Source organism: Corynebacterium humireducens NBRC 106098 = DSM 45392 (assembly GCF_000819445.1).
Taxonomy (GTDB): domain Bacteria; phylum Actinomycetota; class Actinomycetes; order Mycobacteriales; family Mycobacteriaceae; genus Corynebacterium; species Corynebacterium humireducens.
Genome location: NZ_CP005286.1, coordinates 426,395 through 448,278, shown reverse-complemented (window position 1 = coordinate 448,278; position 21,884 = coordinate 426,395). Strand labels below are relative to the sequence as shown.

Genomic DNA, 21,884 nt, shown 5'->3' with positions numbered 1-21,884 from the left:
TGCCGCTCAGGATACCGGCAGTCGGTAGGTCACGGAGACCTCGGTGCCCTCCCCCGGCGTCGAACGGATGCGGGCGCCGCCCCCGATGCGGGCCATGCGGCCCTCGATGGAGTCGCGGATGCCGTGGCGGTCCGCCGGGATGTCCTCCGGGTCGAAACCGGCGCCGCGGTCACGGACGAAGATGCTCAGCTCGCCGGCGAGGATCTCCGCGTAGACATCGAGCTTCTCGACGCCCGCGTGCTTCGCCGCATTCACCATCGCCTCCCGCGCCGCGAGCACCACCGTCTGGGTCTCCTCCGTGAGGTCGACGTCCTCGCCCACCGTCACCGGGGCGATCCGGATGCTGAAGAGGTCCTCGACCTCACCGCACGCCTTCTCGACGGCCGCGAACACCGACTGCATCGCCTTCTCCTCCGCGTCGAAGAGCCACTGCCGCAGCTCCCTCTCCTGACCGCGCGCCAGGCGGGCGACCTCGACGGGGTCGTCGGCACGCTTCTGGATGAGCGCCAGCGTCTGCAGCACCGAGTCGTGCAGGCGGGAGGCGATCTCGGCGCGCTCCTCGCTGGCCGCCTTCGCGGCCCGTTCCTCCGCCAGGGAGTTCCACAGCCGCACGACCAGCGGGACGCCGAGCGCCGCGACACCCGCCAACGTGAGCATCACACCCACGAGCGCCGCGGTGAAACCACCGACGTTCTCCGCGAAGAACACCGTCATCAGGACACCCGCGAGGACGAGGACCGCCCCGCCGAAGATCGTGACGTAACTGCGCCCGGACCCGAATCCGCGGTCGTAGGCCTGCCACGCCAGGGTCGCGCCCAGACCCGCCACGATGAGCGGCACGAGCACCGCCCCCGGCAGACCCGACACCAGCGCCACCGACGCCAGGAAGCCGGCCACGCCCACCGCCGCCAGCACGAGGTACGCCGGCCGGGAGAACTCGTGCCTGCCCGGGGCCGGCACCACCGCGTCGGAGGCCTTCGAGAACACCCACAGTCCCGCGTACACCCCGACGCCCAGGCCGGAGAGGAACGCCCCGACGATGAACGCCAGCCGCACGTAGAACACGTCCACGCCCAGGTGCGCGGCCAGGCCACCCGCCACACCGGCGATGACCCGCTGCGACCCGGCGCGGTGGTACGTCGGGTAGGGCGGCATCGCGGGGCGGTCGGCCCCGTACGGGACCGCGGAGGCAGAGGTATCCATGCCTGTGATTCTGTCAGAGCCCCCACCCCCGCACATCGGGGCAGACCCTGAGATCCGGAAATCCGGGCGAATCCCGATACCGCCCGCCGCCGCGCTCACCGACAATGAGGTCATGAGCACACAGACATCCTTCACCGACACCTTCCGGGAGATGTGGGAGACCCGCCCGCCCCGGATCCCCTCCGAACAGGGCGGCAACGCCAAGATCGCCGGTGTCTGTGAGGGCATCGGCGTCCGTTACCAGGTCGACCCGACCGTCGTGCGTGTGCTGTTCGTCGTCGGTTTCTTCCTCGGCGGCGGACTGCCCGCCTACCTCCTGGCCTGGATGACCATGCCCCGCTACGGCCTGGCGCTGTCCCCGGCGGAGGCCGTCATACGCCGCAAGGAGGAGCTGGGGCCCCCGGACCGGAAGGAACGCAGCACCGGCTGGTGGCTGATGTTCTTCTTCGTCATCACCTCCGGACTGTTCACCGCCGGGGACGGGCGCGGCTCCATCGGGCTGCTGGGCATCGCCCTCCTCATCGTCGCCTGGTGGTTCCTCCACGCCCACCAGCCGCAGCCCCCGGCCGGCCTGCTTGCCGACGCCCCCGTCCGCACCATGCCCGAGCCCGTCGACCTGTCCATGTACACCCCCGCCGAGGGCGCCGACACTCCCCCGGGACGGGCCACCCCGCCCTCCTGGGACCCGCTCGGGGCGGCCCCCTTCGCCTGGGACCTGCCCGACCCGGGCCCGGCCCCGCAGCCGACGCCCCGCAAGCCACGGGTCTGGCCGTGGGTGGCCCTCGGCGTCGTCGGTGCCCTCGGGGTGATGAGCGCCCTGGCCACGATGTTCGGCATCGGCGTGGTGAAGGACGAGCCCTTCGGCACCCTGGAGTACGCCCCCACGAGTGAGGCGGAGCTGCCCCTGACCTACGACGGCGGCGTCGGGGACACGGTCGTCGACCTCCGTGGGCTCCCCGAGCTCATCGACCCCCACCACGTCCTCGTCTCCGGCGGTGTCGGCCCCCTCAACGTCCACCTCCCGAAGCTCGTGCCGGTCCAGCTGTCCTGCGACGACGGCCTGGGCGACAGCAACTGCTCCCCCGGCCTCTACAACCCGGAGGCCGACGGTGAGACCCTGTACCTGACGGTCAGCGGCGGCATCGGGCCGGTGCGGGTGACCGCGCCCCAGGCGGCGGCGCCGCAGGCCCCGGCAGCCCCGCAGGACTGACGCCGCGGCCGTCGACAAGCAAAAGCACAGCGCCCCTGACACTCACTGTCAGGGGCGCTGTCACGTGGGGAGGTCTACTCCCACTCGATGGTTCCCGGCGGCTTCGAGGTCACGTCGAGCACGACGCGGTTGACGTCCTTGACCTCGTTGGTGATGCGGGTGGAGATGCGCTCGAGCACCTCGTACGGGATGCGGACCCAGTCGGCGGTCATCGCGTCCTCGGAGGTGACCGGGCGCAGCACGATCGGGTGGCCGTAGGTACGGCCGTCACCCTGGACGCCGACGGAACGGACGTCCGCGAGCAGCACGACCGGGCACTGCCAGATCTGGTCGTCCAGACCCGCGGCGGTCAGCTCGGTACGGGCGATGAGGTCGGCGGCGCGGAGGATCTCCAGGCGCTCCTCGGTGACCTCACCGATGATGCGGATGCCCAGGCCCGGGCCCGGGAAGGGCTGACGGTTGACGATCTCCTCCGGCAGGCCCAGCTCGCGGCCCACGGCACGGACCTCGTCCTTGAACAGCAGGCGCAGCGGCTCGACGAGCTCGAACTCGACGTCGTCCGGCAGGCCACCGACGTTGTGGTGGCTCTTGATGTTCGCGGTACCGGAACCGCCACCCGACTCGACGACGTCCGGGTACAGGGTGCCCTGCACGAGGTAGTCGACCTGCTCGCCCTCGAGGACGCCGGCGACGGCACGCTCGAAGGAACGGATGAACTCGGCGCCGATGGCCTTGCGCTTGGCCTCCGGCTCGCTGATGCCGGCGAGCTTGTCCAGGAAGGCCTTCCGCTCGTCGACGGTGACCAGGCGGGCGCCGGTGGCGGCGACGAAGTCGTTCTCCACCTGCTCACGCTCGCCGGAACGCAGCAGACCGTGGTCGACGAAGACACAGGTCAGGCGGTCACCGATGGCACGCTGCACGAGGGCGGCGGCGACAGCGGAGTCGACGCCACCGGACAGGCCGCAGATGGCGTGGCCCTCGGGGCCGATCTGCGCGGCCACCTCGTCGATGAGCTGCTGCGCGATGTTCGCCGCGGTCCAGGTCGGCTCGAGGCCGGCGATCTGGGTGAGGAAGCGGGTGAGCACCTGCTGGCCGTGCGGGGAGTGCAGGACCTCCGGGTGGTACTGCACGCCGGCCATCTTCTTCCCGACGTTCTCGAACGCCGCGACCGGCGCACCGGCGGAGGAGGCGGTGACCGTGAAGCCCTCGGGGGCCTCGGTCACGGCGTCACCGTGGCTCATCCACACCTTGTGGGTGGCGTCGAGCTGGTCGTGGAGCACGCCGCCGTCGCCGACGACCTCGAGGTCGGTGCGGCCGTACTCGCGGGCACCGGTCTCGGAGACGGTGCCGCCGAGAGCGGCGGTCATCGCCTGGAAGCCGTAGCAGATGCCGAAGACGGGGATACCGAGCTCGAGGATCTGCGGATCCAGCTTCGGAGCCTCGTCGGCGTAGACGGAGGACGGGCCACCGGAGAGGACCAGCGCGGCCGGGTTCTTGGCCTTGATCTCCTCGACGGTGGCGGTGTGCGGGACAACCTCGGAGTAGACGCGGGCCTCACGTACGCGCCGGGCGATGAGCTGGGCGTACTGTGCGCCGAAGTCCACGACGAGGACGGGGCGGGGGGATGCGGAAGTCACGGATTCGATACTACTACGCGGGGGCCGCGGTCCCGACATGCTTCTCGACGACCGCGTATCCCCAGCCCAGCTATGGTGAGGTCACTATGTCTGATCGTGTGTCTCCCGGTGCCGTGGGACTGGTTCTCGCCTCCTGTGCCTCCCTGCAGCTCGGCGGCGCGGTGGCCACCCACGTGTTCCCCCACGCCGGGCCGTGGGGTGTGACCACCGTCCGTCTGCTCGTCGCGGGACTGCTGCTGGCGCTCATCGCCCGGCCGGCGCTACGCGCGTGGTCACGTCAGCAGTGGCTGGCGGTGGGACTGTTCGCCCTGACCCTGGCGGGGATGAACGGCTTCTACTACGCCGCCATCGCCCTCATCCCGCTGGCGCCCGCCGTCACCATCGAGTTCATCGGGCCTCTCCTGCTCGCGGCGATCCTCTCGCGCGGGGCGCGGGAGTTCCTCTGGGTGGGCCTGGCCGCAGGTGGGCTGGCGCTGCTGGGCTGGGACTCCTGGACCGGCGAACCCCTCGACCTCTGGGGCGTGACCTGGGCCCTGGTCGCCGGTGTGTTCTGGATGGGCTACATCCTCATGTCGCGGCGCGTCGGCCGCATCGTGCCCGGCCAGGGGGGACTGGCGATGGCGTTCCTCATCGCCGCGGCGGTGGTGGCCCCCTTCGGGGCCACCGGGGTGGCGACGATCGTCCTCTCCCCCGCCCTGCTCGGCCTGGCAGTGCTCACCGCGGTGCTGGCGTCGCTGATCCCCTACTCCTTCGAGCTGGTGGCACTGCGGTCGCTGCCGCCGGCCGTGTTCGGGGTGCTGCTGGCCCTGGAACCGGTGTTCGCGGCCCTCATCGGCTGGATCGTGCTCGGTCAGACCGCCTCGGTCGGGCTCCTCGTCGCGGTCGGGATGGTGGTCGCGGCGTCGATGGGCACGACACTCACGGCACGGCCCGCCCCCGCGGAGAAGCGGGAGGAGACGCAGCAGTCCGCGTGACCGCCCCGTCGGGGGTCACCCCAGAAACAGAAGAGCAGCCCGGTCACCACCGACGTGGTGACCGGGCTGCTCCGGTGCTGGCCGAGCCTAGCGCTTGACCGCCAGGCCGACCTTCTGGAAGGACTTCAGGTCGGTGTAACCGCACTTGGCCATCGCGCGGCGCAGGCCGCCGACGATGTTCTGGTTGCCGAAGGGGTCGGCTGCGGGGCCCTGGAGGATCTTCTCCAGGCTCGGCGGCTCGACACCCTCGGTGAGGTACTCCTGCGGGGTCTCCACCAGACCGCGCGGGAAGCGCGGGTGGGCGGCGACGGCCGGCCAGAAGCAGCCCTTGCCGGCGGCCTCGGCGGCCGGGGCCAGGGTCGTGCCGAGCATGACGGCGTCGGCACCGCAGGCGATGGCCTTGGCGATGTCACCGGAGGTGGACAGCTCACCGTCGGCGATGATGTGGACGTAGCGGCCACCGGTCTCGTCGAGGTACTCGCGGCGGGCGGCGGCGACGTCGGCGATGGCGGTGGCCATCGGAACCTCGATGCCGAGCGCGTACTCGTTGGTGTTGGTGCCGCCACCCACGATGACGCCGGCGGCACCGGTACGCATGAGGTGCATGGCGGTGGTGTAGTCGGCGACGCCGCCGGCGATGACCGGCACCTCGAGGGAGCCGATGAACTCCTTGAGGTTGAGCGGCTCGCCGCCGGTGGCGACGTGCTCGGCGGAGATCATGGTGCCCTGGATGACCAGGATCTCGGCGCCCGCCTCGATCACCATCGGGGCCAGCTCACGGGCCCGCTGGGGGCTGACGCGGACGGCGACGGTGGCGCCGGAGGCCCGGACCTCACCGATGCGCTCGGCGAGCAGGTCCTCGTCGATGGGCGCGGAGTGCAGCTCCTGGAGCAGGGCGATGGCCTGCTCCCCGGTGAAGTCCATGCTGTCGACGGCGTTGACGGTCTCGACGACGCGGGCCACGGCGGCGTCGAGATCCGCCTGACGGCCCCACAGGCCCTCGGCGTTGATGACACCGAGGCCGCCCTGCCGGTCCATCTCGATGACGAACTCGGGGCTGGCGAGTGCGTCGGTCGGGTGCGACATGACGGGGATACCGAAGGTGTAGGCGTCGATGTGCCAGGTGGTGTCGACATCGCTGGAGGAGCGGGTGCGCCGGGACGGGACGATGGAGATGTCCTCGAGGCTGTAGGTGCGGCGGGCCTCCCGGCCCACTCCGATCTCGACGTAGTCGCGCATGGTGGCGTTCCCTTTCTTCTGCCCGGTTGCGGGCGGACATGACGGATCAACTCTACCGCACAGCACGAAGGCCGGAGCCCCATCACAGTGGGTCTCCGGCCAACTTTCAGCGGACGATCTCCGCGGAGCCGCGGACTAGTGGTAGTTCGGGGCCTCGACGGTCTGCTGGATGTGGTGCGGGTGGGACTCCTTCAGACCTGCGGTGGAGATCTGCACGAACTGCTTGGTCTGCAGCTCGGCGATGGTGGCGGAGCCCGTGTAGCCCATGGAGGCGCGGAGGCCGCCGACGAGCTGGTGGGTGATGGCGTCGATGGAGCCGCGGAACGGGACGCGACCCTCGATGCCCTCCGGCACGAGCTTGTCCTCGCTGCGGACGTCGGCCTGGAAGTAACGGTCCTTGGAGAAGGAACGCTTCTCACCGGTGAGGCCACGGCCCTGCATGGCTCCCATGGAGCCCATGCCGCGGTAGCGCTTGTACTGCTTGCCGCCGACGACGACGATGTCGCCCGGCGCCTCGGTGGTGCCGGCCAGCATGGAGCCGAGCATGACGGAGGACGCTCCGGCGGCCAGGGCCTTGGCGATGTCACCGGAGTACTGCATGCCACCGTCGGCGATGATCGGGACGCCGGCGGCGTGGGCCGGGACGGAGGCCTCCATGATGGCGGTGATCTGCGGGGCACCGACACCGGCGACCACGCGGGTGGTGCAGATGGAGCCCGGGCCGATGCCGACCTTGATGGCGTCGGCGCCGGCGTCGATCATGGCCTGCGCGGCGGAGCGGGTGGCCAGGTTGCCGCCGACGACGTCGACGCGGTCGCCGAAGTCCTTCTTCACGCGGGAGACCATCTCGAGGACGCGGTTGTTGTGGGCGTGGGCGGAGTCGACGACGAGGACGTCGACGCCGGCCTCGACCAGCTGGCCGGCACGGTCCCAGGACTCCTCACCGGTGCCGATGCCGGCGGCGACGAGCAGGCGACCCTGGTCGTCCTTGGAGGCGTTCGGGTGCTGCTCCGTCTTGACGAAGTCCTTGACGGTGATGAGGCCGGCGAGCTTGCCCTGCTTGTCGACGATCGGCAGCTTCTCCACCTTGTTGGCGGACAGCAGCTCGAGAGCCTGCTCCTTGGTCACGCCCTCCGGTGCGACGACGAGCGGCATCGGGGTCATGACCTCGGCGACGCGACGGTCGATGTTCGGCTCGAAGCGCATGTCACGGTTGGTGCAGATGCCGACGAGGATGCCCTCGGCGTCGACGACCGGCAGACCGGAGATGCGGTAACGGGCGCAGAGTGCGTCCACCTCGCCGATGGTCATGTCCGGGGTGGCGGTGACCGGGTCGGTGACCATGCCGGACTCGGAACGCTTGACGATCTCGACCTGCTCCGCCTGCTCCTCCGCGGAGAGGTTGCGGTGCAGGACGCCGAGGCCACCCTGGCGGGCCATGGCGACGGCCATGCGGGCCTCCGTCACGGTGTCCATCGCCGCGGAGATGACCGGGATGCCCAGGCGGATGTTCCTGGTGAACTGGGTGGAGGTGTCCACCTCACTCGGGATGATGTTCGACTCCGCCGGCAGGAGCAGGACGTCGTCGAAGGTCAGGCCCAGAAGGGCAATCTTGTGAGGATCGTCGCCCCCGGTGGACACACGCTGATCGGTCATGGAAATGTGGCTCCTTCGCACTGTGTGGCTTCCGCAATGACTACACCCTAATCCCTTTTCCCTCTTGACAGGTAGCGGCAGGGAATTGCCCATTGAGCTGGTCCACAATAGGGTGACGAGTGTGAACTACGACTCGCAGATGCCGCTCGACCCGTTCGCCGACGATCCGAACGATCCGGCGTCCTTCCTGGACCCCGAGGAGCCGGCACCCCCGCTGACCGACGAGGAGCGCCTGCACATCACCCAGGATCTGGCCCTCGTCGCCCGCTTCCGGGAGGAGCTGACGCCGCACGGCATCCTCGGCATCTTCTTCCTGTGCGAGGACTGCGACGACCTGCACTACTACGACTGGGACATCATGGCCGCCAACATGGCCGCCACCCTGCGCGGTGAGCTCGCCCCGGTGCACGAGCCCTCCGTCGAGCCCGACGTGAACGCCTACGTCCCCTGGGACTACGCGGTCGGATTCCTCGACGGGATCAACGCGCCCCGTTAGAGGCCCCGTCAGAGGGGAACACATGAAGAGACCGCCGGCAGGTTCTGCCGGCGGTCTCTTCGTGTCTCACTCCCGGACCGTTACTCCTGGATCTGCGGCGGGGCCAGGGTCGGGGCCACCGTCGGCGCCGGCTCCACCGGATCGACCGGCTCCGGCAGCGGGACCGGCTCCACCGGGTTCGGCAGCGGGTTGTCCCGGATCGGGGGCGGACCCTGGGTGACCGTGACGGTCGCCGTCGTGGTCTGGTGCGCGGTCTCCGTGACGGTCTCGGTGGTCGGGTCGACCGGCTCCGGGGCGAGGGTCTCGCCCGGCAGGGTGGCCGTCGTCGTGGCGGTCACCGTGGTGCCCGACTCACGCGGGGTCTGCTGCCCGGTCGGCGACTGGGCGTCGCGGAGGTTCTGCACCACGCGGCGGGCCTCCTCGAGGAGTTCGCGGGTGCCGTCGATGTCGCCCTCGGCGGCGCGGGAGTCGATCTCCTCCAGCGTGCCGGCGAGCTCGACGACGGCGGCGCGGTCACTGAACAGCGCGCTGGACATGCCCCACAGCGGGGAGCCGGGGGTGGCGTTGTAGATCATGGAGCCGGAGCCGGCGATGACCAGCGTCGCGGCGGCGGCGCCGATGAGGCCCGACACGAAGGGGCGTCCGCGGCGGGCGCGGCGGCGGGCGACCAGGGAGATGACCACGGGCTCCTCGTCGGCGCCCTCGATGAGCGGGGCGGGCGGCATCTGCTTCTCGACGTCCTCGCGCAGCTCCAGGAAGAGCGCGGCGAGTTCGTCGGTGCCGTCGGAGGGGTCGAGGCCCTGCGAGAGCTCGGTGAGGAAGGCGTCATCATCCATCAGCGGCTTCAGCTGTGTGGTGATGTCACCTGCTGTGGCATCGGGATGCCTACGCTTCATCACTGTGCTCCTTCATTCTCCGTGGCCTGGGCGTCATCCTGAGTGCCCAGGGTCTTGCGCAACGTGGCCAGCGCACGGTGCTGCGCCACGCGCACGGCACCGGGGGTACTGCCCACGACCGCGGCGGTCTCCTCCGCCGACAGTCCGACGAAAACGCGCAGAATCACGATGTCGCGCGCCTTCTCACTTAATGAATCGAGCAGAGCCCTCACTCTGTTACTTCCGTCGGTCGTGAGGGCGTAGTCCTCGGGGGTATCGCGCTCGGTGACGGTGTCCGGCACCTCGTCGGTGGGCAGCGAGTGGTCACGGGCCATGGCGCGGTGCGCGTCGGCCACCTTGTTGAAGGCGATGCCGTAGACGAAGGCCATGAAGGGGCGACCCTTGTCCACGTAGTTGCCTATCGACGTCGCGACCGCGAGGCAGATCTCCTGGGCGATGTCCTCGGGGGTCGGCGTCCTTCCGCCGCCCACGCGGGCGCGGGCGTAACGCAGGACCATCGGATGGACGATCGCCATGATCCTCTGCAGTGCACGACGGTCACCGTCGACGGCCAGCGGCACAAGGTCGGCCAGCTCTGCCTCGGTCTCACTCACGTAGCACTCCTCCGGATCACCTGCGGCCCCTTGTGGCACAGGCGGAACCAGGATACCTGTTCACCCCGGAATCCGAGTTTCATTTCCGCATCCTCCATGCCAGCTGCTAGTGCACCAAGAGTTCATTAAGGGTTAACCTATCGCATTCATGCAGGTCAGGAGTCTGGCGGCCGAGGAGGCCACATTGCGGTCATGCCCGGTCCACCACTGGGACACATACCGGCCATTTGATGTTCATCACGTCGGTACACACTCCACAGGTGCGTCGGAGAGTGTGACTCACCGTCCCGGACTCTGCACCGATGCACACGAGTCTATGACTTCTTTACCTGAGGAGAATCAGAACATGTCACAGCCGCACCTGCTTCCCGGACCGAACGCCGATTTCTGGGACTGGCAGCTCCACGGCGCCTGCCGGGGCGAAGAGTCGGATGTGTTCTACCACCCGGACGGCGAGCGCGGTCGCGCCCGCGCCCAGCGTGAGAACCGCGCCAAGGCCATCTGCCACACCTGCCCCGTGATCTCCGCCTGCCGCGAGCACGCGCTCAAGGTCGCCGAGCCCTACGGCATCTGGGGCGGACTCTCCGAGTCCGAGCGTCTCACGGTCCTGCGCAACCGCGGCATGGTCCGGGGCGGCCGTCAGGCCGCCCGCGTCCCCGCCACCGCCCGCAGCTGACCCCCACTCCCCCGCACAGACACCAAAGCCCGGCCCGAGCACAATGGCTCAGGACCGGGCTTCAGCGCGTGTGCGCCGGGGTGACCAGTGGTGACTAGTGGTGGTGGTGGCCGTGGGCCGCAGCCTCCGGCTCCTCACGCTTGTTCACCACGGACGCCTCGGTGGTGAGCACCATGCGGGCCACGGAGGCGGCGTTGACCACTGCGGAGTGGGTCACCTTCACCGGGTCGATGATGCCCTGCTCGATGAGGTTGCCGTACTCGAGGGTGGCGGCGTTGAAGCCCTCACCGTTCGGGAGCTCGGCGGTGCGGGCGACGACGACGGCGCCGTCGAGGCCTGCGTTGTCGGCGATCCAGAAGCACGGCTTCACCAGGGCGCGGGCCACGGACAGGATGCCGGTGCGCTGCTCGCCCTCGAACTCCTCGGCCCAGGCCTTGAGCTCCTCGGCGATCTGCACGAGGACGGAACCGCCGCCGGCGATGACGCCCTCCTGCACGGCCGCGCGGGCCGCGTTGATGGCGTCCTCGACGCGCAGCTTGCGCTCGTTGACCTCGGTCTCGGTCGGGGCGCCGACGCGGATGACGGCGACGCCACCGGACAGCTTGGCCAGTCGCTCCTCCGCCTTCTCGCGGTCCCAGGTGGAGTCGGTGTTCTCGATCTCGCGGCGGATCTGCTCGCGGCGGGACTCGACCTCCTCCGGGGTGCCGGCACCGTCGACGATGACGGTCTCGTCCTTGGTCACGGTGACGCGACGTGCGGAACCGAAGACCTCGGCGCCGACCTCGTTGAGGTGGATGCCGATCTCCGGGTCGACGACGGTCGCGGAGGTGACCACGGCCAGGTCGTCCATGAAGGCCTTGCGGCGCTCGCCGAAGTACGGGGACTTCACGGCGACGACGCGCAGGGTCTTGCGGATGGAGTTGACCACGAGGGTCTGCAGCGGCTCGCCCTCGATGTCCTCGGCGATGATGAGGACGGGCTTGCCCGACTCGACGACCTGCTCCAGGATCGGCAGGAAGTCCGGCAGGGAGGAGATCTTGTTGCGGACGAGCAGCACGAGGGCGTCGTCAAGCACAGCCTGCTGGGAGTCGATGTCGGTGATGAAGTAGGGCGACAGGAAACCCTTGTCGAAGGAGATGCCCTCGGTGACGTCCAGGGACGACTCGATGGACTGGGACTCCTCGACGGTCAGGACGCCGTCCTTGCCGACCTTGTCCATGGCGCCGGCGACCATCTCGCCGACGATCTCGTCGCGGGACGAGACGGTGGCGACGTTGGCGATCTCCGTGGAGGAGGCCACCTCGGTGGCGCGGGACTTCAGCAGCTCGACGGTCTTGTCGGCGGCTGCGGCGATGCCCTTGTTGAGCTCGACCGGATTGGAACCGGCGGCGACGTTGCGCAGGCCCTCGGCGATGAGTGCCTGGGCGAGCAGGGTCGCGGTGGTGGTGCCGTCACCGGCGGCGTCGTTGGTCTGGATGGCGACCGACTTGACCAGCTGGGCGCCGAGGTCCTCGAAGGGGTCCTCGAGGTCGATGTCACGCGCGATGGTGACACCGTCGTTGGTGACCAGCGGGCCGCCGAAGGCCTTGTCGAGCACGACGTTGCGGCCGCGGGGGCCGAGGGTGACCTTCACTGCGTCGGCGAGGGTGTTCACGCCGCGCTGGATGCCCTCACGGGCCTCCTGGTCGAATGCGATGAGCTTTGCCATGGGGCTGTGTTACCCCCGACTACTTCTCGACGATGGCGAGCAGGTCACGAGCGGAGAGCAGGAGGTACTCCTTGTCCTCGTACTTCAGCTCGGTACCACCGTAGGGGGAGAAGATGACGACGTCGCCGACCTTGACGTCCACCGGGATGCGGTCCCCGTCATCGTCCATGCGGCCCGGGCCGACGGCGACGACGGTCGCCTCCTGGCGCTTCTCCTTGGCGGAGTCCGGGATGACGAGGCCGGAGGCGGTGGTGTTCTCGGTCTCGGTGATCTCGACCAGGACCTTGTCCTCGAGCGGCTTGATGTTGACGTTTGCCACGATATTCCTCCGTGAAAAGTTGAGAGAGTTGTATGTGCCGGTTGTGGTGCCAGCACAGCCGTCGTCGCGGGTGAACAACTGTGGGTGAGACAACCTTCCTGGCACTCTACCTACGCGAGTGCCAGCACTCAACCTTTCGGGCTGCCAACACGCCCCGGAGGCCGGGAGTCCCCCACCCGGGGGACCGCCACCCGCCTGCCGGGGACGGCGGGCTAGTCGATGCGCAGCTGCCCCATGTTGAGGACGGCGGCACGCCACAGGCGGTAGTCCTCCGGCTGGTCCTCCTGGTAGTTGCGCACGGCGCGGATGCCGTCCTTGACGCGCCGGATGTCGTCGAGGGTGATGTCCTCGCCCTCGGCGCCGACGAAGATGACCGTGCCGCAGATGGCGGCGGTCGGATCGGAGAAGAACGCGGCGTTGCCCGTGGCGGCGGCGTTCCGGCCCAGGGAGGCGACCGGGTTCGGCTCGGCGCCGTTGCTCTTGGCCTCCGGGTTGAACAGGGCCGCGTAGTCGGTGCCGTCCTCCTGGAAGGCGACGGCGACGCGGTCCTGGCTGATGCCGCCGAGGAACTGCGCGGCAGAGTCCAGCTCGAACTCGACGATGTTGTGGGTCAGGTCAGGGCGTACCAGGAATCCGGTGATCATGAGCGGTCCTTAGGAGCGGGAAAACGTGTCACCGCTCACCGTAACCCCGCGCCCCCGGTCGCGCAGCGCGAACGCAGGCCCCCCGGGTTCCCCTAGGACGAGACGAGCGGGATCTCCACCTCGAGCGAGGGGTCGGTGCCCACGCCCAGATCACTGGCCCCGGAGCCCTCGTGGATGAGCTGGGCGGCCAGCGCGGCGATCATGACGCCGTTGTCGGTGCACAGGGAGAAACGCGGGACACGCAGCCCGATGCCGGCCGCGGCGCAGCGCTCCCCCGCCAGCTCCCGCAGCCGCGAGTTCGCCGCCACCCCGCCGCCGAGCAGCAGCACCTGCGCCCCGACGTCCTGGCAGGCCCGGACGGCCTTGAAGGTGAGCACGTCGCAGACGGCCTCCTGGAAGGACGCGCACACGTCCTCCACGGAGATGACCCGGCCCTCCCGTTCGGCGGCCTCGACGTAGCGGGCCACCGAGGTCTTGAGCCCGGAGAAGGAGAAGTTGTGGCGGTGTCCCCGCTCCTCGTCGACCCGCTTCATCAGGCCGCGCGGGAACGGGACGGCGTCCCGGTCGCCGCGCTGGGCCAGCCTGTCGATCACCGGGCCACCCGGGTACCCCAGCCCGAGGAGGCGGGCCACCTTGTCGTAGGCCTCACCGGCGGCGTCGTCGAGCGTGGAACCCAGCTCCCGCATCGGACGCCCCACGGCCTCCACCTCGAGGAGCTGCGTGTGGCCCCCGGAGACGAGCAGCGCCACCGAGTGCGGCAGCGCCTCCCCCTCCAGGTTGGCCACCGCGACGTGCCCGCCGAGGTGGTTGACCCCGTAGAAGGGGACGTCCCACGCGGCGGCGTAGGCCTTCGCCGCGGAGGCGCCGACGAGCAGCGCGCCAGCCAGCCCCGGGCCGACGGTGGCGGCCACCGCATCAGGCTTCCCGACGCCCGCCTCCTCCAGCGCCGCCCGCATCACCGGGCCCATCTGCTCGAGATGCGCGCGGGAGGCGATCTCCGGCACGACACCGCCGAAGCGGGCGTGCTCGGCCATGGACGAGGCCACGGTGTCGGCGAGGATGGTCACGGTGCCGTCGTCGGCGAGCTCGACGACGCCGACACCGGTCTCGTCGCAGCTGGTCTCCACACCCAGGACAATCATGGTCCTGAGGTTACACCCCGCGGCGGTCGCTTCCCGCAGGCCGCTTCATCGTGTACGCGTCCGCGCCCGAGGGCTGGTAGTAGCCCTTGCGCTCGCCGATGACCTCGAAACCGAAGGACCGGTACATGGCGATGGCGGCCTCGTTGTCGGTGCGCACCTCGAGGAAGACCTCCCCGTCGAGGCCGTCCGCCAGGCGCATGAGCTGGTCCATGAGCAGGCGTCCCAGCCCCCGGCGCTGCTGCGCGGGGTCGACGCCGATGGTGTGGATCTCGAACTCCGGGTCCTCCCGCGGGCCGAGCTGCGCGATGCCGCCGTAGGCGAGCAGCTCGTCATCGTCGAAGACACCGAGGTAGAGGTGGTTCGGCTGGGCGAACTCGACGACGAAGATGTCGCGCGTCCAGGGGTTCTCCCCGGGGAAGAGCAGTTCCTCGAGCTCGGCGCAGCGGGCGGCGTGCTCGAAGGTGAGGCGGCGGATCTCCACTACAGCTCCACCTCCGGGATCGCGGGGGACCTGGGCGCCGGCTGCGGCTCCTTGGCGTCGGGGCGGCGCAGGTAGAGCGGGACGAGCGGCTCCGGCGGGGCGTCGAGGTCCGCGACGGCCACCAGGGAGGCGGCGTCCGGGACGAGATCGTGGTGCGGGACCGCATGGAGCGCCTCCGGCAGCTGCGACGCCAGGTGCTCCGGCACGGAGAGCACGTCGACGTCGTGCGGGACCTGCAGCTCCGCAGGCTTCACGACGTCCGGCCCCGCCGTACGCACCCCTTCCGCGTAGGTGGCCCAGTAGATCTCCCGGCGGCGGGCGTCGGTGGCCACCAGCGCCCGTCCGGCAGGCAGGCGGCGGGCGATCGCGTCGTGGGAGCAGACGCCGTGCACCGGGATGCCCAGGGCGTCGCCGAACGCGGCCGCCGAGGCCATGCCGACGCGCAGCCCCGTGAAGGGGCCCGGGCCACAGCCGACGACGACGGCCCCGAGGTCGGGGAAGGTGACGGCGGCGTCGGCAAGCAGGGCCCGGACGGTGGGCGTGAGCTGCTCGTTGTGCGCGCGCGTGCCGGGTATCACCCGGTCCCAGCTGCGGCCGGTGGAGGTGTCGACCAGGCCGGTGACCAGGTCGGGGGTGGAGGTGTCGATCGCCAGTACAAGCACGACACCCACCCTAGTGCTAGTTGAGCAGTGCCCAGCCACCCTGCTCGGTCTTGCCCAGCGGGAGCATGGCGCGGGAGTCGATGTACTGGCCCAGCGGGACGGTGCACAGGTCGATGTCGGCGCGGTCGATGCGGTCGAAGGCGTGGCCGCCGTCAGCGGAACGCAGCAGCAGGTAGTTGGTGTCCTCCGGGACGCCCGCGCCGCCCAGCTCCAGCTCGGAGGCGTCGACGTCGAGGTTGCGCGCGATGCCCTCCTCGGTGGCGTACGGGCAGACGATGGCCGCCGCGATCCACTCCTCGCCGTAGAGGTCCTGCGGGACCAGACCCACGATGCCCTGCCCCGACGCCACAGAGGCGACGGCCTGCTCGAGGGCGCCGGCGGTGCTGAAGCGGGTCTCGGCCATGGGGCGCAGGCTGATCAGCAGCGCCAGGACGCCGATCCAGGCGACGAGGACGATGGCGATGAGGTACTTGGCGGTGGAGGACAGCGACACAGAGGGCTCCTAGAGGGGTTGATCGACAGACCCGCTCACAGTACTCCCCCAGTCTGGCAGTCCGCTGAATCTCACCGCCTAGACAAGAAGGAGAAGCAGGATCTGGCTGGCGACGATCTTGCCGATCATCGCCGTCGGGTACACCGTGGCGTAGCCACGGGTGGCGAGCTCGGTGCCGGTCTGCCCGTTGAGGTAGGAGATGATCGCCGGGTTGGTCGTCGCACCGGCCGCCACACCCATCGACTCGTCCCACGTCAGACGCAGGACCAGCATGCCGACCACCGCGCTGATGAGCGCCGAGACGACTGTGATGAACAGCCCCGCGGCCATGACGGTGAGCGAGGAGGGGTCGGTGAGCGCCTTCCGGAATCCGGCGCCCGCGGTGGTGCCCACGCCCGCGAGGAAGAGCGAGAGCCCCAGGGTGCTGAGGGTGTGCACCGCGTGGTACGGCATCGTCCACGTGACCGGCCCCGTGCGGTGCAGCGCACCGAGGATGAGCCCCGCGACGATGGGGCCACCACCGAAGCCCAGCGACAGGACGGAGCCGCCGGGCAGCGGGACCGGGATGAAACCGAGCAGCAGACCGGCGAGCAGCCCGAGGGCGAAGGGCAGGAGGTCGGGGGCCGCGAGCGAACGCTCCGAGTCGCCGAGGAAGGCGCGGGCCTCGGCCATGCGGTTGGGTGGGGCGACGACGCGGACGCGGTCCGAGTAGTTGAGCACGTCGTCCGGGTGCGGGACCTCATCGGCGTCGCCGCGCCGGATGCGGGCGATCTGGAAACCGGCGGAGACGGTGTCGAGGTCCTCGATCCTCCGCCCCACCACCCGCGGGTTAGACACCGTGATGCGCTTGTACACCAGGTCGGTGCCCTCGATGGTCACCTGCGCCGGCTGCCCGAGGGTGCGCTGCGCCGTGGTGATCGCCTCCTGCGTGCCGTTGATGAGCAGGACCATCCCCTCGTGCAGACGGTCCGTCGGGGCGGCCAGCCGGTGGTCGTGGGGGCCGTTGACGATGCGGGTGGCGATGATCTCCGCCCCCGCCAGCGTCGGCAGCTGCGCGACGGTGCCCTCGACGCCAGGGCCGATGAGCACGCCGTCCCACTGCAGCGGCGCGATGATGAGGCCCTCCTTCCGCGCGTCCTCCACGTGGTTGACCTTCAGCAGCGCCGCACCCACCGCGGCGACGAGGATCGAGCCGATCACCGCGCCGGGGTACGCCAGGGAGTAGCCGATGACGGGTTCGGCGGAACGGGAGGCGTCGACAAGCGTCCCTCCCTCGACCATCTCGACGACCGCGGCCATGCCGGGCGTCGAGGTCAGCGCGCCGGCGAACATGCCGACACCGATGAGCTCGTTGAGTCCGAGGAGTTTCACGGCGCCGTAGGCCACGCCGACGAGGGTGGCCAGCAGCGCGACCATGAACAGGGTGAGCCGCCAGCCGCGGGACCGGAACTCCGCGAAGAACTGCGCGCCGGCGGTCAGGCCGATCGCGTAGACGAACATCGCCAGGCCGAGCTGGTAGAGCAGGGGCGGGATCTGGATGCCCGGGTCGACCGTCGACAGGCCGAGCGCGACGAAGAGGACGGCCGCCGCACCGAGGGAGATCCCGAGGACGCGGATCTTCCCCAGGGCGAGGCCCACGGTGAGAATCGCGACGAGGGCGACGAGGGGTTGGGCTACGAGGAAATCCAGCACAGATCCCATTGAACTCCCGGGTGACGGGACGGGCAACCGTGGCGCGTGGGACAATGGCAGACGGTCCAGCCGAATTACATTCATTCAAACAAGGAGTCTCACCGTGTCGAAGGTGACGTTCTTCCGCGGCCAGCAGCTGCCGCTCGAGATGCACAAGGTCCGCATCATCCAGAAGCTCACCCTTCTGCCCATCGAGGAGCGCAAGGAGGCGATGGCCGAGGCCGGCTACAACACCTTCCTCCTGGAGAACAAGGACGTCTTCCTCGACATGCTCACCGACTCCGGTGTCAACGCCATGTCCCAGGACCAGCAGGCCGCCATGCTCATGGCCGACGACGCCTACGCCGGCTCCGCCACCTACACGCGTCTGCACGACAAGCTCGTCGAGATCTTCGACATGGAGTACTTCCTGCCCGCCCACCAGGGACGCGCCGCGGAGAACATCATCTCCAAGGTCATGGTCCGCGAGGGCACCCTCGTGCCGATGAACTACCACTTCACCACCACCCTGGCGCACATCACCGTCAACGGCGGCGAGGTCGTGGAGCTCGTCATCCCGGAGGGCCTCGAGGTCACCTCCGACCACCCGTTCAAGGGCAACCTCGACGTCGACGCGCTCCGGAAGCTCATCGACGAGCGCGGCGCCGAGGCCCTGTCCTACGTCCGCATGGAGGCCGGCACCAACCTCATCGGTGGCCAGCCCTTCTCCGTGCAGAACCTCCGCGAGGTCTCCGCCGTCTGCCGCGAGCACGGCATCCCGCTCGTTCTCGACGCCTCCCTGCTGGCGGACAACCTCTACTTCAACAAGGTCCGCGAGGAGTCCTGCCGGGACAAGTCGATCCGCGAGATCACCAAGGAGATCGCCGACCTCTCCGACGTGCTGTACTTCTCCGCCCGCAAGCTCGGCTTCGGCCGTGGCGGCGGCATCTGCATCCGCGACGAGGAGCTGTACAAGAAGATGCGCGGCTACGTCCCGATGTTCGAGGGCTTCCTCACCTACGGCGGCATGTCCGTCCGTGAGATGGAGGCCATCACCGTCGGTCTCGACGAGACCATGGACGAGGACATGATCAACCAGGGTCCGCAGTTCATCGAGTACATGGTCACCGAGCTGGACAAGCGCAACATCCCGGTCATCACCCCGGCCGGCGGCCTCGGCGCCCACGTCGACGCCATGCGCTTCGTCGACCACATCCCGCAGACCGAGTACCCGGCCGCCGCCCTCGCCGCCGCCCTCTACGTCTGCTCCGGCGTCCGCGGCATGGAGCGCGGCACGATGTCCGAGGCACGTGACGCAGAAGGTGTCGAGCCGCTGGCCGACATGGAGCTGGTCCGCCTGGCCATGCCGCGCCGCGTGTTCACCCTCTCCCAGGTCAACTACGTCATCGACCGTCTCGACTGGCTGTACCAGAACCGTCAGCTCATCGGCGGCCTCGAGTGGGAGGAGGAGCCGGAGATCCTGCGCTTCTTCTACGGTCGCCTGAAGCCGAAGAACGACTGGCTGGAGCAGCTGGTGGAGAAGTTCCGCGAGGACTTCGGCGACTCGCTCTAGCCGCTCCCGGAGGTCTCTCCCGCATCATCGCCGGATGATGTCCGATTGCCACACAATCGGACATCATCCGGCTTTTTGCTGCCCGAAATCGCAGAACAAGCGACCTATCTAGCCCATAGCTTCGGCCTACAATTCCGTCGCAATGGCTTTCCTCAAAAATCACCCGTTTCCCTCCAATTCACCGCCGTCACATTTCGTCCGTGAGATTTTTGACAATCGCAACCAGAACGACCGGGCCGGCCCCTTTTTACCCCCGTAAAGGGCTGAAATACGTAGTATTTTAATGGCCTTTCGCGTGTGCGGCGCGTCTCGATCAACACTCCCCCAACGGTGTGGCTTAGTGTTGGTACTCACAGCAAGGAATCCACCTGTTCGGCACCAAATCCCGAAATCTCCACCGCCTGGCCCGAGCCCAGAGCGACTACCGACAACAAAACATCACACGAAGGAAAAACATGTTCAACAAGCGTATTGCCGCAGCGGTCGCCGGTGCCTCCCTCGTCCCGTTCGCCTTCCTCCCCACCGCCGTCGCCGGCGAGGGCGCCGAGGAGATCATCAAGGTCGGCGACCAGTGCTACGTGGAGAAGGTCATCACCGAGGAGAAGGTCGTGGGCACCCGCACCGTCGCCGAGACCGGCACCCGCGCCAGCGACTGGCAGGTCGGCGAGGTCAAGGGCCCGCAGGGCTGGACCTTCCAGCAGAAGGCCGTCGGCGAGGGCCAGGACCGCGCCAACCACGCGATCACCGCCAACATCCCGGAGGGCACCCCGGCCGGTGAGTACACCGCCGAGGCACTCCACTTCAGCTTCTCCAAGAACCAGGTCTCCGAGACCGTCACCTTCAAGGTCGTCGAGGAGGACGTCACCGAGTCCAGCACCCGCACCGAGCGCCACGAGGTCCCGTGCATGGACGAGACCCGTACCGAGCGCGGCGAGGGTGGCGAAGGTGACCGCACCCGCGGTGGCGAGGGCCAGGGCAACGAGCGGGGCAGCGAGTCCCAGGTCCTCGGCGCAGGCCAGGAGAACTTCGTCGACTTCAAGGTCCTGGCCCAGCAGCAGGCCGTGAACGCCCCGGCTGCCGCCCCGGCCGCCGCCAACACCGCCAACACCGCAGCCGCCGCCCCGGCAGCTGCCCCGGCCACCGCCGCCCAGGCCGCCCAGCAGCAGCAGCTGGCCAACACCGGCATCAGCGGTGTCCTGACCATCCTGGCCGTCGGTCTGCTGGCCGCCGCCGGTGGTGCCGCGCTCATCCTGAAGCGCCGCGCCGCCTAATCCTCCAGGATCAGCACCCCGTACTCCGCCGCCGCGATCCCGTAGGCCTCATCCAGGCCCCGGGTTCGCGGCGGCGCACTTATGAGCAGGGACGGTCCGGCGACCCGCACCGCCGGGGTCGCCGCGACGAGCTCGATCATGTCGGCCACGCCCCGGTTGTCGCCGATCTCGAACGCGAGGTGGCAGCTCACCTCCACGGCCTCGGTCGCCCAGTGGAGTGCGAACTCCCGGCGCGCCGGGGCCGTGTCCACCTGGAAGGACAGGTGCCGCAGCACGATCGCCGCGGCCTGGACCCGCGGGAGCAGCGCCTGCACCATGGGGATGTACAGCTGCGGCAGCTGCATCAGGAACTGCGCCCGGTACACCTCGAGGCTGGCCCGCAGGGTGAGGTAGGAGTCGCCGCGGAGGAGCGCGGCGGCGTCGTCAAGCAGCGCGAACGCCGCCCGGTGGTCCCCGCTGTCCCAGGTGGCGGCGGCGGCCCGCATGAGCGACAGGGCCTCGTTCGCCGGGGTGCTCTGCTGCCGGGCCAGCTCCCGGTAGAGGTGGGCGGCGCCGACGTGGTCACCTGCGGCCTGGGCCTCCAGGGCGGTCCCGGCGGCGGCCTCCAGGGTCAGGTCCGTCCGCAGTCCGCTTCCCCGCTCGGCCGCGAACTGCTGGTACTCGGCGTAGAGGCGGCGCATCTCCTCCACGTCCCCGCGGATGCGGGCGACGTTGATGTCGACCTCGTGGAGCCCGGCGAGGTCCTCGGCCCGGGTGGAGGCGAGACCACGCGCCTGGGCGGCGGTACGTTCCGCGGCATCGGCGTCACCGGCGAAGGAGTGCGCCGTCGCCAGGCTCACCAGCGCCGATCCGAGCAGTTCCCCCTGGGTGGGGTCCCTGCGCAGCAGGTCGACCGCCTCGGCGTAGGTGGCCTGCGCGAGCCGGTAGTCGTGCTGCCGGAGGGCGAGGTCCGCCTCGCGGAGGCGCAGCATCGCATCGGCCAGGGGGTCATCCCACCCGGCCTCCCGCATGAGCCCCAGCACCCCGGATGCCGCCGTGAGGTCCTCGGCGTGGAGATGGGTCCCGAGCAGCGCCCCGAGCAGGTGGAAACGCATCTGGGCGTTGCCGGGATCCTCGTCGTCGACGAGGAACAGGGCCTCCCCGATGGCGCAGCGGGCGGCCCGCAGGTCTCCGCGGAGGATCGCCACCCGGTTGTCGAGGACGAGCAGCCGCACCTCGGCCACCGTCTGCTCCGCGGCCGGCAGCCGTCCCACCGACGCGCGGGCCTGCGCCAGGGACCGCTCCCACGCGGGGTCACCGCTCTCCATCTGCGCGGTCACGGTCTCGAGTAGGGCGCTGAA

Annotated in this window: 21 protein-coding genes; 6 read left to right on the top strand and 15 right to left on the bottom strand. The window is 69.6% G+C overall.

Going from position 1 to position 21,884, the window contains the following annotated elements:
* Nucleotides 1–6 precede the first annotated feature (6 nt).
* Nucleotides 7–1,203 carry an ATP-binding protein gene (locus B842_RS02270; RefSeq protein ID WP_040084954.1) on the bottom strand — a complete coding sequence of 399 codons (1,197 nt, stop codon included), beginning with the start codon at nucleotides 1,201–1,203 and terminating at the stop codon, nucleotides 7–9.
* A gap of 112 nt (nucleotides 1,204–1,315) precedes the next feature.
* Between B842_RS02270 and B842_RS02265 the strand changes: the two genes are divergently transcribed.
* Nucleotides 1,316–2,413, top strand: a complete 1,098-nt coding sequence (locus B842_RS02265) for a PspC domain-containing protein (RefSeq protein ID WP_052437685.1) — start codon at nucleotides 1,316–1,318, stop codon at nucleotides 2,411–2,413.
* A gap of 74 nt (nucleotides 2,414–2,487) precedes the next feature.
* Here B842_RS02265 and guaA read toward each other — a convergent pair whose 3' ends face one another.
* Nucleotides 2,488–4,089, bottom strand: coding sequence for a glutamine-hydrolyzing GMP synthase (gene guaA, locus B842_RS02260; protein WP_082028339.1), 1,602 nt, complete (start codon nucleotides 4,087–4,089; stop codon nucleotides 2,488–2,490).
* Nucleotides 4,090–4,136: 47 nt separating this feature from the next.
* On the opposite strand from guaA, the gene B842_RS02255 reads away from it, so the two are divergent.
* The gene (locus B842_RS02255; protein ID WP_040084952.1) at nucleotides 4,137–5,024 is read left to right on the top strand and encodes an EamA family transporter; all 888 of its coding nucleotides are present in this window, start codon (nucleotides 4,137–4,139) and stop codon (nucleotides 5,022–5,024) included.
* Nucleotides 5,025–5,111: 87 nt separating this feature from the next.
* Here the strand turns inward: B842_RS02255 and B842_RS02250 are convergent, their stop codons facing one another.
* Both B842_RS02250 and guaB read right to left on the bottom strand, forming a co-directional pair.
* Entirely contained in the window at nucleotides 5,112–6,263 is a 1,152-nt protein-coding gene (locus B842_RS02250) for a GuaB3 family IMP dehydrogenase-related protein (RefSeq protein WP_040084951.1), read from the bottom strand.
* A 135-nt stretch (nucleotides 6,264–6,398) separates the two neighbouring features.
* On the bottom strand, nucleotides 6,399–7,919 hold the full coding sequence (gene guaB / locus B842_RS02245; protein ID WP_040084950.1) for an IMP dehydrogenase: 1,521 nt from the start codon (nucleotides 7,917–7,919) through the stop codon (nucleotides 6,399–6,401).
* A 121-nt stretch (nucleotides 7,920–8,040) separates the two neighbouring features.
* Here guaB and B842_RS02240 point away from each other — a divergent pair, with 121 nt between their 5' ends.
* Nucleotides 8,041–8,415, top strand: a complete 375-nt coding sequence (locus tag B842_RS02240) for a DUF5319 domain-containing protein (RefSeq protein WP_040084948.1) — start codon at nucleotides 8,041–8,043, stop codon at nucleotides 8,413–8,415.
* Nucleotides 8,416–8,495: 80 nt separating this feature from the next.
* On the opposite strand, the gene B842_RS02235 is transcribed toward B842_RS02240, so the two are convergent.
* Together B842_RS02235 and B842_RS02230 are read right to left on the bottom strand one after the other, a co-directional pair.
* The gene (locus B842_RS02235; protein WP_052437683.1) at nucleotides 8,496–9,311 is read right to left on the bottom strand and encodes a hypothetical protein; all 816 of its coding nucleotides are present in this window, start codon (nucleotides 9,309–9,311) and stop codon (nucleotides 8,496–8,498) included.
* Entirely contained in the window at nucleotides 9,311–9,904 is a 594-nt protein-coding gene (locus B842_RS02230) for a sigma-70 family RNA polymerase sigma factor (RefSeq protein WP_040084947.1), read from the bottom strand. The genes B842_RS02235 and B842_RS02230 overlap by 1 nt, the downstream gene beginning before the upstream one ends.
* Before the next feature lie 346 nt (nucleotides 9,905–10,250).
* On the opposite strand from B842_RS02230, the gene B842_RS02225 reads away from it, so the two are divergent.
* Nucleotides 10,251–10,580 carry a WhiB family transcriptional regulator gene (locus B842_RS02225; protein WP_040084946.1) on the top strand — a complete coding sequence of 110 codons (330 nt, stop codon included), beginning with the start codon at nucleotides 10,251–10,253 and terminating at the stop codon, nucleotides 10,578–10,580.
* 94 nt (nucleotides 10,581–10,674) lie between these two features.
* Here the strand turns inward: B842_RS02225 and groL are convergent, their stop codons facing one another.
* The 8 genes from groL to B842_RS02185 form a co-directional block, all read right to left on the bottom strand.
* Nucleotides 10,675–12,288, bottom strand: coding sequence for a chaperonin GroEL (gene groL, locus B842_RS02220; RefSeq protein ID WP_040084945.1), 1,614 nt, complete (start codon nucleotides 12,286–12,288; stop codon nucleotides 10,675–10,677).
* Nucleotides 12,289–12,307: 19 nt separating this feature from the next.
* Nucleotides 12,308–12,607, bottom strand: a complete 300-nt coding sequence (gene groES / locus B842_RS02215; RefSeq protein ID WP_040084944.1) for a co-chaperone GroES — start codon at nucleotides 12,605–12,607, stop codon at nucleotides 12,308–12,310.
* Between the two features lie 212 nt (nucleotides 12,608–12,819).
* Nucleotides 12,820–13,251 carry a hypothetical protein gene (locus B842_RS02210; protein ID WP_040084943.1) on the bottom strand — a complete coding sequence of 144 codons (432 nt, stop codon included), beginning with the start codon at nucleotides 13,249–13,251 and terminating at the stop codon, nucleotides 12,820–12,822.
* 92 nt (nucleotides 13,252–13,343) lie between these two features.
* Entirely contained in the window at nucleotides 13,344–14,393 is a 1,050-nt protein-coding gene (gene tsaD / locus B842_RS02205; protein ID WP_040084942.1) for a tRNA (adenosine(37)-N6)-threonylcarbamoyltransferase complex transferase subunit TsaD, read from the bottom strand.
* Between the two features lie 10 nt (nucleotides 14,394–14,403).
* Nucleotides 14,404–14,874, bottom strand: coding sequence for a ribosomal protein S18-alanine N-acetyltransferase (gene rimI, locus B842_RS02200; RefSeq protein WP_040084941.1), 471 nt, complete (start codon nucleotides 14,872–14,874; stop codon nucleotides 14,404–14,406).
* The gene (tsaB, locus tag B842_RS02195) at nucleotides 14,874–15,536 is read right to left on the bottom strand and encodes a tRNA (adenosine(37)-N6)-threonylcarbamoyltransferase complex dimerization subunit type 1 TsaB (protein WP_040084940.1); all 663 of its coding nucleotides are present in this window, start codon (nucleotides 15,534–15,536) and stop codon (nucleotides 14,874–14,876) included. Before tsaB ends, rimI begins: the two co-directional genes overlap by 1 nt.
* Before the next feature lie 16 nt (nucleotides 15,537–15,552).
* Nucleotides 15,553–16,029: a hypothetical protein gene (locus B842_RS02190; protein WP_040084939.1), complete on the bottom strand. Its 477-nt coding sequence runs from the start codon at nucleotides 16,027–16,029 to the stop codon at nucleotides 15,553–15,555.
* Between the two features lie 78 nt (nucleotides 16,030–16,107).
* Entirely contained in the window at nucleotides 16,108–17,721 is a 1,614-nt protein-coding gene (locus B842_RS02185) for an aspartate:alanine exchanger family transporter (protein ID WP_040084937.1), read from the bottom strand.
* Between the two features lie 103 nt (nucleotides 17,722–17,824).
* Between B842_RS02185 and B842_RS02180 the strand changes: the two genes are divergently transcribed.
* The gene (locus B842_RS02180) at nucleotides 17,825–19,273 is read left to right on the top strand and encodes a tryptophanase (protein ID WP_040084936.1); all 1,449 of its coding nucleotides are present in this window, start codon (nucleotides 17,825–17,827) and stop codon (nucleotides 19,271–19,273) included.
* A 455-nt stretch (nucleotides 19,274–19,728) separates the two neighbouring features.
* Nucleotides 19,729–20,544 carry an LPXTG cell wall anchor domain-containing protein gene (locus B842_RS02175; RefSeq protein WP_040084935.1) on the top strand — a complete coding sequence of 272 codons (816 nt, stop codon included), beginning with the start codon at nucleotides 19,729–19,731 and terminating at the stop codon, nucleotides 20,542–20,544.
* On the opposite strand, the gene B842_RS02170 is transcribed toward B842_RS02175, so the two are convergent.
* Entirely contained in the window at nucleotides 20,541–21,863 is a 1,323-nt protein-coding gene (locus tag B842_RS02170) for a hypothetical protein (RefSeq protein WP_061241400.1), read from the bottom strand. The two genes, B842_RS02175 and B842_RS02170, sit on opposite strands and share 4 nt — an antisense overlap.
* Nucleotides 21,864–21,884: the final 21 nt, after the last annotated feature.